This window comes from Bradyrhizobium viridifuturi (assembly GCF_001238275.1).
Lineage (GTDB): Bacteria > Pseudomonadota > Alphaproteobacteria > Rhizobiales > Xanthobacteraceae > Bradyrhizobium > Bradyrhizobium viridifuturi.
Genome location: NZ_LGTB01000034.1, coordinates 20,776 through 36,389 on the forward strand (window position 1 = coordinate 20,776; position 15,614 = coordinate 36,389).

9 protein-coding genes and 4 pseudogenes are annotated in these 15,614 nt (G+C 64.6%); 9 read left to right on the forward strand and 4 right to left on the reverse strand.

All coding sequences use genetic code 11. The annotated features are described in order from the left end of the window. Positions 1-62: 62 nt before the first annotated feature. Positions 63-611 carry a hypothetical protein gene (locus ALC15_RS27760; RefSeq protein WP_050630036.1) on the reverse strand — a complete coding sequence of 183 codons (549 nt, stop codon included), beginning with the start codon at positions 609-611 and terminating at the stop codon, positions 63-65. 389 nt (positions 612-1,000) lie between these two features. On the opposite strand from ALC15_RS27760, the gene ALC15_RS27765 reads away from it, so the two are divergent. The 5 genes and pseudogenes from ALC15_RS27765 to ALC15_RS27785 all read left to right on the forward strand — a co-directional run bounded on the left by ALC15_RS27765 (position 1,001) and on the right by ALC15_RS27785 (position 5,768). Next, positions 1,001-2,173 carry an ABC transporter substrate-binding protein gene (locus ALC15_RS27765; protein ID WP_050630037.1) on the forward strand — a complete coding sequence of 391 codons (1,173 nt, stop codon included), beginning with the start codon at positions 1,001-1,003 and terminating at the stop codon, positions 2,171-2,173. Between the two features lie 226 nt (positions 2,174-2,399). Continuing rightward, a pseudogene (locus tag ALC15_RS27770) lies at positions 2,400-3,316 on the forward strand (branched-chain amino acid ABC transporter permease). Continuing rightward, entirely contained in the window at positions 3,313-4,260 is a 948-nt protein-coding gene (locus ALC15_RS27775) for a branched-chain amino acid ABC transporter permease (RefSeq protein ID WP_050630038.1), read from the forward strand. The pseudogene ALC15_RS27770 and the gene ALC15_RS27775 overlap by 4 nt, the downstream one beginning before the upstream one ends. A gap of 4 nt (positions 4,261-4,264) precedes the next feature. Continuing rightward, entirely contained in the window at positions 4,265-5,032 is a 768-nt protein-coding gene (locus tag ALC15_RS27780) for an ABC transporter ATP-binding protein (protein ID WP_050630039.1), read from the forward strand. Continuing rightward, entirely contained in the window at positions 5,025-5,768 is a 744-nt protein-coding gene (locus tag ALC15_RS27785) for an ABC transporter ATP-binding protein (RefSeq protein WP_050630040.1), read from the forward strand. The genes ALC15_RS27780 and ALC15_RS27785 overlap by 8 nt, the downstream gene beginning before the upstream one ends. 158 nt (positions 5,769-5,926) lie before the next feature. Here ALC15_RS27785 and ALC15_RS27790 read toward each other — a convergent pair whose 3' ends face one another. Together ALC15_RS27790 and ALC15_RS27795 are read right to left on the reverse strand one after the other, a co-directional pair. After that, positions 5,927-7,363: a glutamine synthetase family protein gene (locus ALC15_RS27790; protein WP_050630041.1), complete on the reverse strand. Its 1,437-nt coding sequence runs from the start codon at positions 7,361-7,363 to the stop codon at positions 5,927-5,929. Between the two features lie 114 nt (positions 7,364-7,477). Then, positions 7,478-8,836, reverse strand: coding sequence for an aromatic ring-hydroxylating dioxygenase subunit alpha (locus ALC15_RS27795; RefSeq protein ID WP_050630042.1), 1,359 nt, complete (start codon positions 8,834-8,836; stop codon positions 7,478-7,480). A gap of 111 nt (positions 8,837-8,947) precedes the next feature. Here ALC15_RS27795 and ALC15_RS27800 point away from each other — a divergent pair. Continuing rightward, a pseudogene (locus ALC15_RS27800) lies at positions 8,948-9,732 on the forward strand (IclR family transcriptional regulator domain-containing protein). A gap of 451 nt (positions 9,733-10,183) precedes the next feature. Here the strand turns inward: ALC15_RS27800 and ALC15_RS27805 are convergent. Then, positions 10,184-11,107: pseudogene (locus tag ALC15_RS27805) on the reverse strand (helix-turn-helix transcriptional regulator); the annotation flags it as partial. Positions 11,108-11,268: 161 nt separating this feature from the next. On the opposite strand from ALC15_RS27805, the gene ALC15_RS27810 reads away from it, so the two are divergent. The 3 genes and pseudogenes from ALC15_RS27810 (at position 11,269) to boxC (ending at position 15,606) form a co-directional block, all read left to right on the forward strand. Further along, positions 11,269-12,801, forward strand: a complete 1,533-nt coding sequence (locus ALC15_RS27810) for a benzoate-CoA ligase family protein (protein WP_050630044.1) — start codon at positions 11,269-11,271, stop codon at positions 12,799-12,801. Between the two features lie 146 nt (positions 12,802-12,947). After that, positions 12,948-13,757, forward strand: a complete 810-nt coding sequence (locus tag ALC15_RS27815) for an alpha/beta fold hydrolase (protein WP_050630045.1) — start codon at positions 12,948-12,950, stop codon at positions 13,755-13,757. Between the two features lie 162 nt (positions 13,758-13,919). Next, positions 13,920-15,606: pseudogene (gene boxC, locus ALC15_RS27820) on the forward strand (2,3-epoxybenzoyl-CoA dihydrolase). Positions 15,607-15,614: the final 8 nt, after the last annotated feature.

Genomic DNA, 15,614 nt, shown 5'->3' on the forward strand with positions numbered 1-15,614 from the left:
AACGCAAGGCTGTGGTTATGGGTCCCGGCCTTCGCCGGGACGACAGCGGCGTGTGAGGCTAGCTAGCGCGTCTTGCCGCCGAATTCGCCGCTGGCAATCCGCGCCACGCGGCTGCCGCCTGCGGCCGGTGCGCCGTTTCGCTCAAACATGCCGTCGCTGCCGCTGTCGCGCGGCAAGGACGACGCTTCATTGAAATGACCGCTGCCGGGCCAGAACGTCAGCACCAGGTTCATCACGCCATTGACGACCGTGCCGACCACCGTTGCGGTGTGATGATAGGTCAGCGCATATTCGGGAAATCGTCCGGCAACGGCGCGGTCGAGCACCATGAGAGCGATCCAAGCCGCCATCACGCAGACCGGATCCCATCCGATGTCACGCACCCGCATCGATTGCAGCAGGAAGCAAATCACGAGCATGCCATAGAAGGAAAAGATCAAGGCGGGGCTGTTCGCGGCCTGCGCCAGCAGCACGTCCGTCCTGCCGCTCGCCGGTGCATTGCCGGTGATGCCGTAGACCAGCATCAAGAAGCCGAAGCCGGTCACGAAGCTGCAGAAGAAGAAGGCCAACCGGCCCATCCGGGCATTGAAGCCGAAGATGTAATTCAGCATGTGACGCACCCCTTTGGCGGCAGCTTCGCCCGGTGATGCTTTCCGGACCATGAAGCCGGCGAATGCTTGCCGGCCTGTGGTTTCCACGTCCTTTACCCGATCGCTAAAGCCTGCTGCACTGCGCGTCGGGGCCGTTGGGAGGGAGCGGGGCCTGCGACAATCGTTGCCTACGCAACCGGCATTATATTTCTTGCCACGGCCGATTTGGACGAATTATGATGCAAGGTGCTGGGGTATGCGCCGAAGGTTCTAATTGGGTGCCGTCGGTTCATGCTTGCTGCAGACTTGCGATATCGCGCACAAAACACGTCACAGAACGACGCGCGCAAAGCGTGACCGCGGGCCTCGATTGGGCCTGGCGGAATCTTTGGTTGAGGAGGGGAGTAAATATGAAAAAGGCATTTTGGCTGGCAGGCGCCATGGCTTTGGCGCTGGCGCAGCCCGCGGCGGCGGCTGACAGCGTCAAGATCGGCTTCGTCTCGACCTTCAGCGGTCCGACCGCCGTGATCGGCAACGACATGCGCAATTCGTTCGAGCTCGCGCTCGACCATCTCGGCCGCAAGATCGACGGCAAGCCGGTCGAGGTGATCTACGAGGACGACCAGCAGAAGCCCGACGTCGGCAAGCAGAAGACCGAGAAGCTGGTGCAGTCCGACAAGGTCGACTTCATCGTCGGCTACATCTGGTCGAACGTACTGCTGGCGTCGCTGAAGACCGCGGTCGATTCCAAGACCTTCCTGATCTCCGCCAATGCCGGCCCGTCGCAGCTCGCCGGCGAATTGTGCTCGCCCTACGTGTTCTCGACCTCCTGGCAGAACGACCAGACGCCCGCCGCGATGGGCCTCTACATGAACCAGAAGGGCGTCAAGTCGGTGTTCCTGATCGGCCCGAACTACGCCGCCGGCAAGGACATGCTGGCGGGCGTGAAGAGCACCTTCAAGGGTGAGGTGGTCGGCGAGGAATACACGGTGTGGCCGAGCCAGCTCGACTTCTCCGCCGAGCTGACCAAGGCACGCAACTCGAAAGCCGAGTCGATCTTCGTGTTCTATCCGGGCGCCGCCGGCGTCCAGTTCCTGAACCAGTATGCCCAGGCCGGCATCAAGGCGCAGATCCCGCTCTACACCGCCTTCACCGTCGACGAATTGTCGCTGCCGCTGCAGAAGGACAACGCGATCGGGATTCCCGGCGCGCAGGAATGGGTCAACGACCTGCCGAACGCCGAGAACAAGAAGTTCGTCGAGGACTATCGCAAGAAGTATCCCGGCCTGCGCCCGACCTATTACGGCGCCCAGGCCTATGACGCCGCCCAGCTGATCAACAGCGCCGTCGTAGCGGTGAAGGGCGACCTCACCAAGAAGGACGCGATGAAGGCCGAGATGGAGAAGGCCAACTTCAAGTCGCTGCGCGGCCCGTTCAAGTATGGCAACAACCACATCCCGATCCAGAACTTCTACCTGCAGGACGTGGTCAAGGACGCCGACGGCCAGCTTTCGCTGAAGACGGTCGCGACCATCGTCAAGGACGACCAGGACAAATTCCACGACAAGTGTCCGATGAAGTGATCGTCCGGAAATTCTGGCCTGTGGCTTGCTTTCTGTTCACCTCGCCCCGCTTGCGGGGAGAGGTCGATCGCGAAGCGATCGGGTGAGGGGGACTCTCCGCGAATCGGCTCGTGGAGACAGTCCCTCACCCCAACCCTCTCCCCGCAAGAGCGGGGCGAGGGAGAACGCGCAGCGTGCAATGCGCGGACACTCCAACCCGCTTCGCTCAAGGTGACGTAGCCTCACGATGTATCTCGTCGTCGAACAATTGCTGAATGGCCTGCAATTCGGCCTGCTGCTGTTCCTGCTGGCAGCCGGACTGACGCTGGTGTTCGGCATCATGGATTTCGTCAATCTGGCGCACGGCTCGCTCTACATGATGGGCGCCTATTTCGCGGCGACCTTCGTGGCCTGGACCGGCAGCTTCGTGCTCGGTGCGCTGCTGGCACTCGGCGCCACGCTGCTGCTCGGCATCGCGCTCGAATATGCCGCGCTCAGGCATCTCTACGGCCGCGACCATCTCGACCAGGTGCTGGCGACGTTCGGCCTGATCCTGTTCTTCAACGATGCCGTCCGTCTGATCTGGGGCCCGGCCGGCCTCGCGCTGCCGCTGCCGGCCTGGCTCACCGTGCCGGTGCAGATCATTCCCGGGGTGTATTACCCGCCTACCGGCTGATGATCATCGTGGTCGCGCTGGCGGTTGCCGCCTTGCTCTATCTCGTCGTGATGCGCACCCGCGTCGGCATGCTGATCCGCGCCGGCGCCTCCAACCGCGAGATGATCGGCGCGCTCGGCATCAATATCAAGCTGCTGTTCACGCTGGTGTTCGGCCTCGGGGCCGCGCTCGCCGGCCTCGCCGGGCTGATGCAGGCGCCAATCCTCACCGTGCAGATCGGCATGGGCGAGAACATCCTGATCCTGGCCTTCGTCATCATCGTGATCGGCGGTATCGGCTCGATCCGCGGCGCCTTCATGGCCGCGCTCTTCGTCGGCATCATCGATACGATGGGCCGCGCCTTCCTGCCGGACCTGCTGCGCAAGGTGCTGAGCGGGGCGGCGGCCTCGACCGCGGCGCCGGCACTGTCCTCGATGCTGATCTATCTGCTGATGGCCACCATCCTCGTAATGCGGCCCGAGGGGCTGTTCCCGGCGGCCAAACGATGAAGCCGAAGCTCAACGCGTCCAATGCGGTCGCGGCGCTGATGTGCGTCGCGCTCATTCTGCTGCCGGTCTATTCGGCAGCCACCGGAAATATCTTCATCCTCACGCTGTTCACCCGCATCGTGATCTTTGCGCTGGCCGCCGCGAGCCTCAATCTGATCATGGGCTATGGCGGCATGATGAGCTTCGGCCATGCCGCCTATCTCGGCATCGGCGGCTATGCCGTCGGCATCCTCGCCGCCGAGGGCATCGGCTCCGGCTTCATCCAGTGGCCGGTGGCGCTCGTGGTCTCGGCGCTGTTTGCGCTGCTGATCGGCTCGCTCAGCCTGCGCACCCGCGGCGTCTATTTCATCATGATCACGCTGGCCTTTGCGCAGATGGCCTATTACGTCGCCTCCGCGCTGTCGCGCTACGGCGGCGACGACGGCCTCACTGTCTACAAGCGCAGCGATTTCGCCGGCCTGATCAATCTGTCGGACCGCAACCAGTTCTATTATCTGTGCCTTGCCTGCCTGTTCGGCGGCCTCTATCTGATCTGGCGCATCGTCAATTCGCGCTTCGGGCTCGTGGTGCAGGGCGTCCGCTCCAACGAGCAGCGCATGCAGGCGATCGGCTTCCATGCCAACCGCTACCGGCTGGTCTGCTTCGTGATCGCAGGCACGATCTGCGGGCTTGCCGGCGCGCTGCTCGCCAACAACACCGATTTCGTCAGCCCTGCGGTGATGTACTGGACCCGCTCCGGCGACCTGATGGTGATGGTGATCCTCGGCGGCATGGGCTCGCTGTTCGGCCCCGTGATCGGCGCGATCGTCTATCTGCTGCTCGAGGAACTGCTGTCGCAGTTCACCGAGTTCTCTGGCCTGATCCTCGGCCCGGTGCTGCTGCTGATCGTGCTGTTCGCGCGCGGCGGCATCATGGGCCTGCTCGGGAGGATGCGCCGTGCCTGATCCCTTGCCGATTCCCTTGCTGCGTGTCGACAATCTGGTGCGCCGCTATGGCGGCATCACCGCGACCGACAACCTCTCAATGGAAGTGGTGCCGGGCGAGCTGCACGCCATCATCGGCCCGAACGGCGCCGGCAAGACCACGTTGATCAGTCAGCTTACCGGGCAGGTGATGCCGAATTCCGGCACCATCCGCTTTGCCGGCCGCGACGTCACCAGTCTGCCGTCCTACAAGCGCTCCAGGCTCGGGCTGGCGCGCTCGTTCCAGATCACCTCGCTGCTGAAGGATTTCTCGGCGATCGACAATGTCGCGCTGGCGGCGCAGGCGCATGACGGCCACTCGTTCCGCTTCTGGGGCAATGCGCGCAAGGAGCCGCGCCTGCGCGAGGCCGCGCGCGCCGCGCTGGAGCGCGTCGGCCTCGGCAAGCGCGCCGATATCGTGGTCTCGCAACTGAGCCATGGCGAGCAGCGCGAGCTCGAGCTCGCGGTCGCGCTCGCCACCAGGCCGCAGCTTCTGCTGCTAGACGAGCCGATGGCCGGGCTCGGCGTCACCGAGTCGGCGCGGATGGTCGCGCTGCTCAAGGAGCTGCGCAAGGAGGTCACCATCGTGCTGGTCGAGCACGACATGGAGGCGGTGTTCGCGCTGGCCGACCGCATCACGGTGCTGGTCTATGGCCGCGTCATCGCCTGCGACGTACCGAACGCGATCCGCAAGCACGAAGAGGTCAAGCGCGCCTATCTCGGCGAGCAGCATGCGGTGACGCGCCATGGCTGAAGCAAAATCGGCTGAATCGAAAACCGCTGAAACCTTGCTTGAAGTCGACGGGATCGAGACCTGCTACGGGTTGAGCCAGGTGTTGTTCGGCCTGTCGCTCAAGATCAAGGCGGGCGAGATGGTTGCCCTGATGGGCCGCAACGGCATGGGCAAGACCACGACGATCCGTTCCATCATGGGGCTGACGCCGGCGCGGTCAGGTGCCATCCGCTTCGCCGGCGAGGCGGTGCGCGGCCTGCCGTCCTACAGAATTGCAAAACTCGGTATCGGCCTCGTGCCGGAAGGCCGCCAGATCTTCCCGAACCTCACGGTGCGCGAGAATCTCGTCGCCGCCTCAGGCAATCGTCTCGGCGCCTCCGATCCCTGGACCATCGACAAGATCCATGCGCTGTTTCCGCGGCTCGCCGAACGCACCGGCAATATGGGCGTCACGCTGTCAGGCGGCGAGCAGCAGATGCTGGCGATCGGCCGTGCGCTGATGACCAACCCGAAGCTCCTGATCCTCGACGAGGCGACCGAAGGCCTCGCGCCCCTGATCCGCGACGAGATCTGGAGCTGCCTTTCGATGCTGAAGGGACGCGGGCAATCAGTGCTGGTGATCGACAAGAACGTCGGCAACCTCGCCCGCATCGCCGACCGCCACTACATCATCGAGCGCGGCAAGACGGTGTGGACCGGGACGTCAGAGCAGCTGCTCGCCGAGCCGGATTTGCAGCACAAGTATCTGGGGATTTGAAGCAAGGCGCCGCGCTCGCACCATGTTCAATGTCGTCCCGGCGAAGGCACGGACCCATGCGCCGCGGCCCGGGTAATGGGCAGACGGGGAGACGTCTTTCTCAATCAGGAGCAGTCGTGGTTATGGTCCCGGCCTTCGCCGGCACGACGCAGGGGTCTCTAAAACATCTCGAAATATTCGCGCTGCTCCCAGTCCGACACCTCGGCCTGGAAACGCTCGATCTCGGCGTTCTTGATGAACACGTAATAATCGACGAACTCCGGCCCGAGCGCTTGCCGGAAGAACGGGTCGTCGTTGAGCGCGAACACCGCTTCGCGCAGTGATTTCGGCAAGAGCGCAGCCTTGGTCTCGTAGGGCGTATCGGCGGACGGGCCGGGATCGAGCTTGCGGTCGACGCCGTCGAGACCTGAGAGGATTTGCGATGCCATGTAGAGATAGGGATTGGCGGCCGGCTCGCCGATCCGGTTCTCCAGCCGTGTCGCGGGATCATTGGGGCCGCCGAGCACGCGGATCATCACGCCGCGATTGTCGCGGCCCCAGATCGCGCGGTCCGGCGCCAGCGAATAGGAGCGGTAGCGCTTGTAGCCGTTGATGGTCGGCGTCGTGAATACGGTCGAGGCCCGCGCGTGCTCGATCAGGCCCGCGAGCCAGGCGCGGCCGAGCGGGCTCAAGGGCTCGCCGGCCTCCTTCGCCATGAAGGCGTTCTCTCCGCCCGCGCGCGACACCACCGACTGGTGCAGGTGCCAGCCGCTCGCGAACACGTTCGGCAATTTCGGGCGGCACATGAAGGTCGCGTGATAGCCGTGGCGGCGTGCGATCTGCTTCACCGCCGAGCGGAACAGGACCATGATGTCGGCCGGCGCGAGACCCACGGTCGGTGCGAAGGTGAATTCGCACTGGCTTGGGCCGAACTCGACCTCGACCGTGCGCAGGGGCAGGCCAAGCGCGAGGATGTCGCGGCGGATGATCTCGAGCGCCGGCTCCATCTGATCGTAGCGCTGCTCGGTGAGATACTGATAGCCGTGCGACAGCAGGCTGACCGACGGCGGTCGCCCGGGCTGGCCGGCATCCTCCGGCGCCATGTGGGCGTCGTCGAGCTTGAACAGATGGAATTCGACCTCGAGGCCGGCGACGAAATCGTAGCCGCGGCCTGCGAGCTGATCGAGCACCTTGCGATAGAGATTACGGGTCGCGAACGGCACCGGGCGGCCGTCGCTGAAATAGAGGTCGCACAACACCCAGCCGGTATTCTCCGCCCAGGGCAGCACGCGGAAGGTGGTGGGATCGGCGACCATCAGCACGTCGGCCGCGCCTTCCATCTCCTTCATGCCGAAGCCGCCGCCTGATGTGAACACCGGAAACACCGTCTTGTGCGAGGTGTCCTTGGCGAGCATCGTCGTCGTGATGGAGCAGCCGCCCTCCAGCGCGCGCACGGCTTCGGACGCGATCAGCGTCTTGCCGCGCAGGATGCCGTGCTGGTCGGGGAACGACAGCCTGACGACCTCGAGGTTCTTGTCCTCGACCATGCGGCGGAGGCGCTGTGCGGCCTCCTTCTGCTCATCCGACCACAGGCCGTGACGCTCGACGAAGCTCAAGGTGTCACCTCTCCAAAGGCGTCATTGCGAGGAGCAACGCGACGAAGCAATCCACACCTCCACAAGCGGCGCGATGGATTGCTTCGCTTCGCTCGCAATGACGCAAGGACATAGCTACTCCGCCGCCGTCAGATGCTGCACCTTCCCCGCGATCTCGCGCGGCACGGGCGCGGCCCATGGCGCGCCGCGGCGGCGCTTGACGTCGACCTCCATCCAGTAGAGTTCCCAGCCCAGCGTCGGCCCGATGCCGTCCATCGTCGCCGGACCCTGGATGCTGCGCGCCGAGGCCTCGTCGAGGAACAGCATCGGCTTCTCGCCGCCGCCGACCTTCTCGATCTCCTGCCGCAGCAGACGGCGATACTGCACGATCGCCTTGTCGCTCTGGCCGAGATGCTCGTTGGTGCGGTCCTGGATCGCTCCCATCGATTCCACTGCCCACTGGTCGTGGACGTTGATGTCGGTGCCCATGCCGGTATAGGTCTCGGTCGCCTGCTCGTGCGGATCGAAGCCGTAATCGTTGCTGCGGTTCTTGCGCGACTTGTAGTCGGGCAGCGTATAGAGCTCCAGCCGCTGGTCGCGCATCTTCTGCTTGTCGACCGGCGCCGCGTAGCTGGTGAAGATCGCGTACCAGTAGCAGTTCTCGTCGTCGACCGGCACGTGCCACTGCGTGATCGTCATCTCGGTCGACATCGGAATCACGAAGCCGTGCGGGAACAGCTGGTTGGTGACGCGCACATGGGTGCGCTCGTTGTCGAGTTCGCGCAGCGCGATCAGCCGCAGGCCGTATTCGGTGTGCTCGACATTGATGATCGGCCGATCATATTCGCGCAGGATTTTTGTCATCGGCATGTCGCTGCCGGCGGAGGCGCCGCGGAATTGCTTGCCGTAGGCGGCTGAGGTGTCCTCATCCTCGAAGAAGCGATGCAGGAAGGAGGCGTGCGCCGGATCGATGCCGACCTCGAGCGCCTGCAACCAGTTGCAGTTCATGTGGCCTTTGAATGCGAACGTGTGGCTACCGGGTGCAACGAAGCAGTCGAGCTCCGGGAATGCCGGTGGCTCACCTTCGCCGAGATAGGCCCACAGGATGCCGCTCTTCTCCACCACCGGATAAGAGCGCTGCTTGATGCCCTTGCAGAGCTGCGAACCGGCGGGCTCCGCCGGCGTCTCGATGCACTGGCCGGACGTGTCGAACAGCCAGCCGTGGAAGGCGCAGCGCAGCCCGCCATTCTCTAGCCGGCCGAAGGCGAGGTCGGCGCCGCGATGCGCGCAATGGCGATCGATCAGGCCATAGCTTCCGTCCTCGCTGCGGAACAGCACCAGGTTTTCGCCGAGCAGCCGCACCGGCCGCACCGGGCGCGGCCCCTCCAGCTCGTCGACCAGCGCCGCCGGCTGCCAGTACATCCGCATCAGTCTGCCGCAGGGGTCCTTGCGCCCGGTGCGGGTGATCAGATCGTTCGCTTCCTGGCTCATCATGGCGGCGTCTCCTGGATTCGGATTTGTTCGCCTATTGAACGTATGTGCGAATTATGCCATGTCTGGATGGGACAGCAAGCGCAATTTTTGAACCGTTCGAAGTCGCACCCCATGCCGAAACTGAAACGGACCGATCAGGACGAGCGCGCCACCGACTTCGTCGAGGCGCTCGATCGCGGCCTGCGCCTGCTGCAGGTGTTCGGCACTGTCACCGGTCCTGCGACGCTGAGCGATCTGGCGCGCGCCGCCGATCTGCCGCGCGCACCGCGCGCCGCATCCTGTTCACGCTCGCGCATGGTGGTTTTGTCACCACCGACGGCAAGCTGTTCACGTTGACGCCGCATGTGCTGACCTTGGCGGGCTCGTTCCTGCAATCCAACCAGGTGGTGACGGTGCTGCAGCCGGTGCTCGACCGCATCGCCACCGCAGCGCAGGAGATTGCTTCGCTCGCGCTGCTCGACGGCGACGATGTGGTGTTCGTCGCGCGCTCGAGCCCGACCCGGGTGTTCTCCGCCGGCCTCGACATCGGCTATCGGCTGCCGGCGTTCTGCACCTCGGTCGGCCGCGCGATGCTCGGCCGGCTCGATGATGCCGAGCTTGCGGCGCGGCTCAAGGCGATGCGCCGTGACCCCGTGACGCCGCAGACCGTGACCGATCCGAAGAAACTGCTCGCGACTATCATCGCCGACCGCGCGCAGGGCTACTCACTGGTCGACCGCGAGGCCGAACCGCATTTCCGCTCGATCTCGGTGCCGGTGCGCCGCTACGACGGGACCATCGTCGCCGCCATCAACATGGGCGGGCACGTCGATCGGGTGCCGGCCAGGGAATTGATCGATCGTTTCCTGCCGTTGCTGCGCGAGGGAGCGGAGGATGTGAAGAGCCGGCTGTTGTGATCGCAAGCACAGCGAAGCGATTTGTCTTGTGGTGAACGCGACAGCCCGCCATCGCGACAGATCATTTGCAGATGCCGCAGGATCCAGCATGAATCAGTCTAGCTTCGCCATTCGCATCGTCGCCGTCCCTCCCGGTGAAGCGCCCTATTGGGTGCGAGAGAAATGGATCGGCCTGGAACTGCCCGTCGATCGCTTTGCGGATCGCCGTCGGCTTTATGGTTTCGGTGTCCTGTCCATACCGCGGCAGTGGTGGAAACAATGTTTTCTTGCATTGTTTGGCCGAGCGAGATCATCGATGGATATGCCGTGGAGGCCACCGCCGCGCTTGCCCAACTGGATCAGTCTAGCCCGGAAGCGGCAGCATGGTGGCGTGCCAACGCGGCAGGCGTGACCGGTCCGGGCCGCTATCTCCTATTTCACGGGCATGTCTGTGAGGTCGTGTAACCGCGGATCAAAGCGCCACGCTGCGCAGCCCGAACGAGCGCGCCTCGTTCTGCAACACCGGACGCACGGAATCGATCAGCCGCGCCGCGGCGGCGTCGACCGATAGGCCCGCTGTATCCACCACAGCGGAAGCGCGCGCATAAAGCGGCTCGCGGCTGACCAGGATGTTGCGCAATTCCGCCATCGCCGAGCGGTCGTCGGCCATCGGGCGCAGATCGCCCTGGCGGCGGACACGGGCCATGTGCTCTTCCGGCTCGGCCTTCAGCCAGATCGTGTAGAACGACGACAGGATCAGGTCGAAGGTCAAAGCCTCCGAGACGATGCCGCCGCCGGTCGCCAGCACCATCAACTCCTTGCGCGCGAGCAGCTGCGTCAGCGCCGCCTGCTCCATGCGGCGAAAGCCTTCCTGGCCGTACAGCGCGATGATCTCGGCAACCGAGAGGCCGTTCTGCGCCTCGATCTCCTTGTTGAGCTCGACAAAGCTCCAGCCGATCTTCTTCGCCAGCATCCGTCCGAGCGTGGTCTTGCCGGCGCCGCGCAGGCCGATCAGCGCGATGCCGGAGAACGAGGCGCGGCGTGGCGCCAGCGGGCTGCTGCCGGCGAGCATGTCCTTGGCCTGCGCGATCTGGCTCGGCGACGCCTTGCGCAGGAGATCGCGGATCACGGCCCAGTCGGGCACCGGTTCGCTGGAAGGGATCAGATCCTCGAGATGCGCGCCCATCGCGGCTGCGACGCGGCGCAGCAGCACGATCGAGACATTGCCTTTGCCGCTCTCGAGCTGGGCGATGTAGCGCTCGGAAATGCCGGAGACTTTTGCGAGCACCTTGCGCGACATGCCGGCTAGGCCGCGCGTGGTGCGCACCCGCTGGCCGAGCTGTTCGAGGAAGTCGGTTTCCGGATCGTTGGCTGCGGTCATGATTCCTGTGCGACGCGCGGTCCTGGCTGAATCAGACCGTTAGTCTAGGAAACATAATGCCGATAAGGATTGACAGCAAGCCGAGCTAGTGGCTTTGTATGAATTATAATTCTTAAATTCACAGGAGAGGGAAGCGTGGCGCGTCTGGGTCCCAAGCAAGGTCCGGGGAACGGGGCATGACTTATAACGCAGTCTCCTGGCTGCTCGACCGCAACGTCGATGAGGGCCGCGGCGACAAGGTCGTGTTCGACGACACGGTGTCGCAAATCACCTATGGCCAGTTGCAGCAGCAGACCCGGCGGGTCGGCAACATGCTGCGCCGGCTCGGCGTCCGCCGCGAGGAGCGGGTCGCGATGATCATGCTGGATACGGTCGATTTCCCGATCGTGTTCCTGGGCGCGATCCGCGCCGGCGTGGTGCCGGTGCCGCTCAACACGCTGCTGACCGCGGAACAATATGCCTACATCCTCGGCGATTGCCGCGCCCGCGTGCTGTTCGTGTCCGAGGCGCTGCTTCCGGTCGTCAAGGATGTCATCGCCCGCATGCCTGACCTCGAGCATGTCGTGGTCTCCGGCAAGGACGCGCACGGCCACAAGAAGCTGTCCGACGAGATCGCGCGCGAGAGCGACGTGTTCGCCACCGCGCCGACGCAGGCCGACGAGCCGGCGTTCTGGCTGTATTCGTCGGGCTCGACCGGCATGCCGAAGGGCGTGCGCCATCTGCATTCCAATCTCGCCGCAACCGCGGAGACCTACGCGAAGCAGGTGCTTGGCATCCGCGAGGACGATGTCGGCCTGTCGGCGGCGAAACTGTTCTTCGCCTATGGGCTCGGCAATGCGCTGACCTTCCCGATGTCGGTCGGCGCCACCACGATCCTGAATTCGGAGCGGCCGACGCCGGCGGTGATGTTCGCGCTGATGAACAAATATCACCCGAGCATCTTCTTCGGCGTGCCGACGCTGTTCGCCGCGATGCTGAACGACGAGGCGACCAAGGCGCAGTCTGGCGGCAATCGCCTGCGGGTCTGCACATCGGCCGGCGAAGCGCTGCCGGAATCGGTCGGCAATGCCTGGCGCGCGCGGTTCGGCGTCGACATCCTCGACGGCGTCGGCTCGACCGAGCTGCTGCACATCTTCCTGTCGAATGCGCCCGGCGACATCAAATACGGCTCGTCTGGCCGTCCGGTGCCCGGCTACAAGGTGCGGCTGGTCAACGAGGCTGGTGCCGACGTAGCAGACGGAGAGGTCGGCGAGCTGCTGGTCGATGCGCCCTCGGCCGGCGAGAGCTACTGGAACCAGCGCGCCAAGAGCCGCGCCACCTTCGAGGGCGCGTGGACCCGCACCGGCGACAAATACACGCGCGATGCCGACGGCCGTTACACCTTCTGCGGCCGCGCCGACGACATGTTCAAGGTCTCGGGCATCTGGGTCTCGCCGTTCGAGGTCGAGAGTGCGCTGATCACCCATCCCGCGGTGCTGGAAGCCGCCGTCGTGCCGGAAGCCGATCCGGAAGGTCTGCTGAAGCCGAAGGCCTATGTGGTGCTGCGGCCCGAGAGCTCGGCCGAAGGTTTGCACGAGGCGCTGAAGGAGCACGTCAAGCAGAAGATCGGCCCGTGGAAATATCCGCGCTGGATCGACGTGGTCGACAACCTGCCGAAGACGGCGACGGGGAAGATCCAGCGGTTCAAGTTGCGGGAGCACGAGCACTAGCTCCCCGTCGTCCCGGCGAAGGCCGGGACCCATACGCCGCGGCATTCGTTTTGAGAGACGCTGTTCGACGGCTTTTGCGCAACAACTGAAGCCTGTGGTTATGGATCCCGGCCTTCGCCGGGACGACGAGTGAGGAAGACGCGACCATGACGACCCTTGCACCCTCAGGCTTCCTCACCATCGACGGCACCGATCTCGAATACCGCATGATCGGTCCGTCACCCGAGTCCGCACCCACCATCGTGATGCTGCATGAAGGCCTCGGCTGCGTCGGGCTGTGGGGCGACTTCCCCGACAAGCTGCAGGCTGCGACCGGCGCCGGCGTGTTCGCCTATTCGCGCGCGGGCTACGGCGCGTCGTCGCCGGTGACGCTGCCGCGTCCGGTCGACTACATGCATCGCGAGGCGCTCGACGTGCTGCCGCAGCTGCTGGATCGGATCGGCTTCAAACGTGGCCTGCTGCTCGGACATTCCGACGGCGCGTCGATCGCGGCGATCTATGCCGGCGCGCACCAGGATCATCGCCTGCAAGGCCTTGCGCTGATCGCGCCGCACTTCATCGTCGAGGACATCTCGGTGCAGTCGATCGCCGAGATCAAGAGGGCATACGAGACCACCAATCTGAAGGAGAAGCTCGCGCGCTGGCACAAGGATGTCGACAACGCCTTCTATGGCTGGAACGGCGCCTGGCTCGATCCGGCATTCCGCGATTGGGATATCTCCGACTATCTCGCCTATATCCGCGTGCCTGTTCTGATCGTGCAGGGGGCGGACGATCAATACGGCACGATGCGCCAGGTCGAGGTCGCCCAGGAGGAGTGCTACTGCCCGGTCGATGTCGCCGCGATCGCCGGCGCCGGCCATTCGCCGCACCGCGAGGCGGCCGCAGTGACGCTGGATGCGGTCGCCGAATTCGCACGGGCGGCGCTGCGCGACGACCCGGCACTGGCGGCATGACATTTCCTGCTGGTGTTAGGCCATTGGCCCAGCGAGCGATTTTCCCGAACATGAAACAAAATGCATGTTTTTGCGTTTTGAACTGGACTAGGTCGAAAACATGCATTATTGTGCATGAAGACAAGACGAACCATCACAACGAACAACAGGTAAGGGTGGCCCATGGCTGGTGACGATCGCGTCCTTGCAGGCGGGGCGAAATACATCGACTTCCAGACCGAGCCGTCGCGCTACCGGCACTGGAAGCTCGACGTCGCGGGCGACGTCGCGACGCTGACCATGGACGTCGACGAGAACGCCGGCCTGTTCGAAGGCTATCAGCTCAAGCTGAATTCCTACGACCTCGGTGTCGACATCGAGCTTGCGGATGCCGTGCAGCGGCTGCGCTTCGAGCATCCCGAGGTCAAGGTCGTGGTGATGCGCTCGGGCAAGAACCGGGTGTTCTGCGCCGGCGCCAACATCCGCATGCTGGCGGGTTCGACCCACGCCCACAAGGTCAACTTCTGCAAGTTCACCAACGAGACCCGCAACGGCCTGGAAGATTCCAGCGAGAATTCCGGCCAGAGCTTCATCACCGTCGTCAACGGCACCGCGGCCGGCGGCGGCTATGAGCTGGCGCTCGCGACCGACCACATCATGATGGCCGACGACGCGCCGCCGCCGTCGCGCTGCCGGAAGTGCGCTGCTCGCGGTGCTGCCGGGCACCGGCGGTCTGACCCGCGTCGTCGACAAGCGCAAGGTGCGCCGCGACCACGCCGATTTCTTCTGCACCATCGAGGAAGGCATCAAGGGCAAGCGCGCCGTGCAGTGGCGGCTGGTCGACGAGATCGCGCCGAACTCCAAGCTCGAGGGCAAGCTTGCCGAGCGCGTCAAGGAATTCGCCGCGAAGTCGAAGCGCAACGGCGAGGGCAAGGGCCTCGCTTTGACGCCGCTTGCGCGCACCATCGACGACAGCGCGATCCGCTACGGCTTCGTCAGCGTCGACATCGACCGCGCCGCACGCATCGCCACCATCTCGATCAAGGCGCCGGAAGCTGCGGCTCCCGCCAACATCGACGGCCTGATCGGGCAGGGCGCTTCGTTCTGGCCGCTGCAGGTCGCCCGCGAACTCGACGATGCCATCCTGCATCTGCGCATCAACGAGCTCGGGATCGCGATGCTGGTGTTCAAGAGCCACGGCGACCGCGCCAATGTCGTGTCCTATGACGCGTTCCTGGAGGCCAACAAGGCGCACTGGCTGGTCAACGAGATCAGGCACTACTGGAAGCGCGTGCTCAAGCGCATCGACGTCACCTCGCGCACGCTGGTGACGCTGGTCGAGCCCGGCTCCTGCTTCGTCGGCACGCTGGCCGAGCTCGTGTTCGCCGCCGACCGCTCCTACATGCTGATCGGCCAGAAGCAGGGCGACAACCGTCCGCCGCCGGCGATCGAGCTGACCGCGATGAATTTCGGGCCCTATCCGATGAGCCATGGCCTGACGCGCTTGCAGTCGCGCTTCCAGGCCGACCCGTCGGATCTGGAACGCGCGCAGGCATCGATCGGCAAGGCGCTCGATGCGGAGGAGGCCGAGGAGCTCGGTCTCGTCACCTTCGCGCTCGACGACATCGACTGGGACGACGAGGTCCGCGTGTTCTTCGAGGAGCGCACCTCGTTCTCGCCCGACGGCCTCACCGGCATGGAAGCCAATCTGCGCTTCGTTGGTCCGGAGACCATGGAATCGAAGATCTTCTCGCGCCTCACCGCGTGGCAGAACTGGATCTTCCAGCGGCCGAACGCGGTCGGCGAAGACGGCGCGCTGCGCCGCTACGGCACCGGCCAGAAGGCGCAATTCGACATGACGCGAGTTTAAGGGAGCAC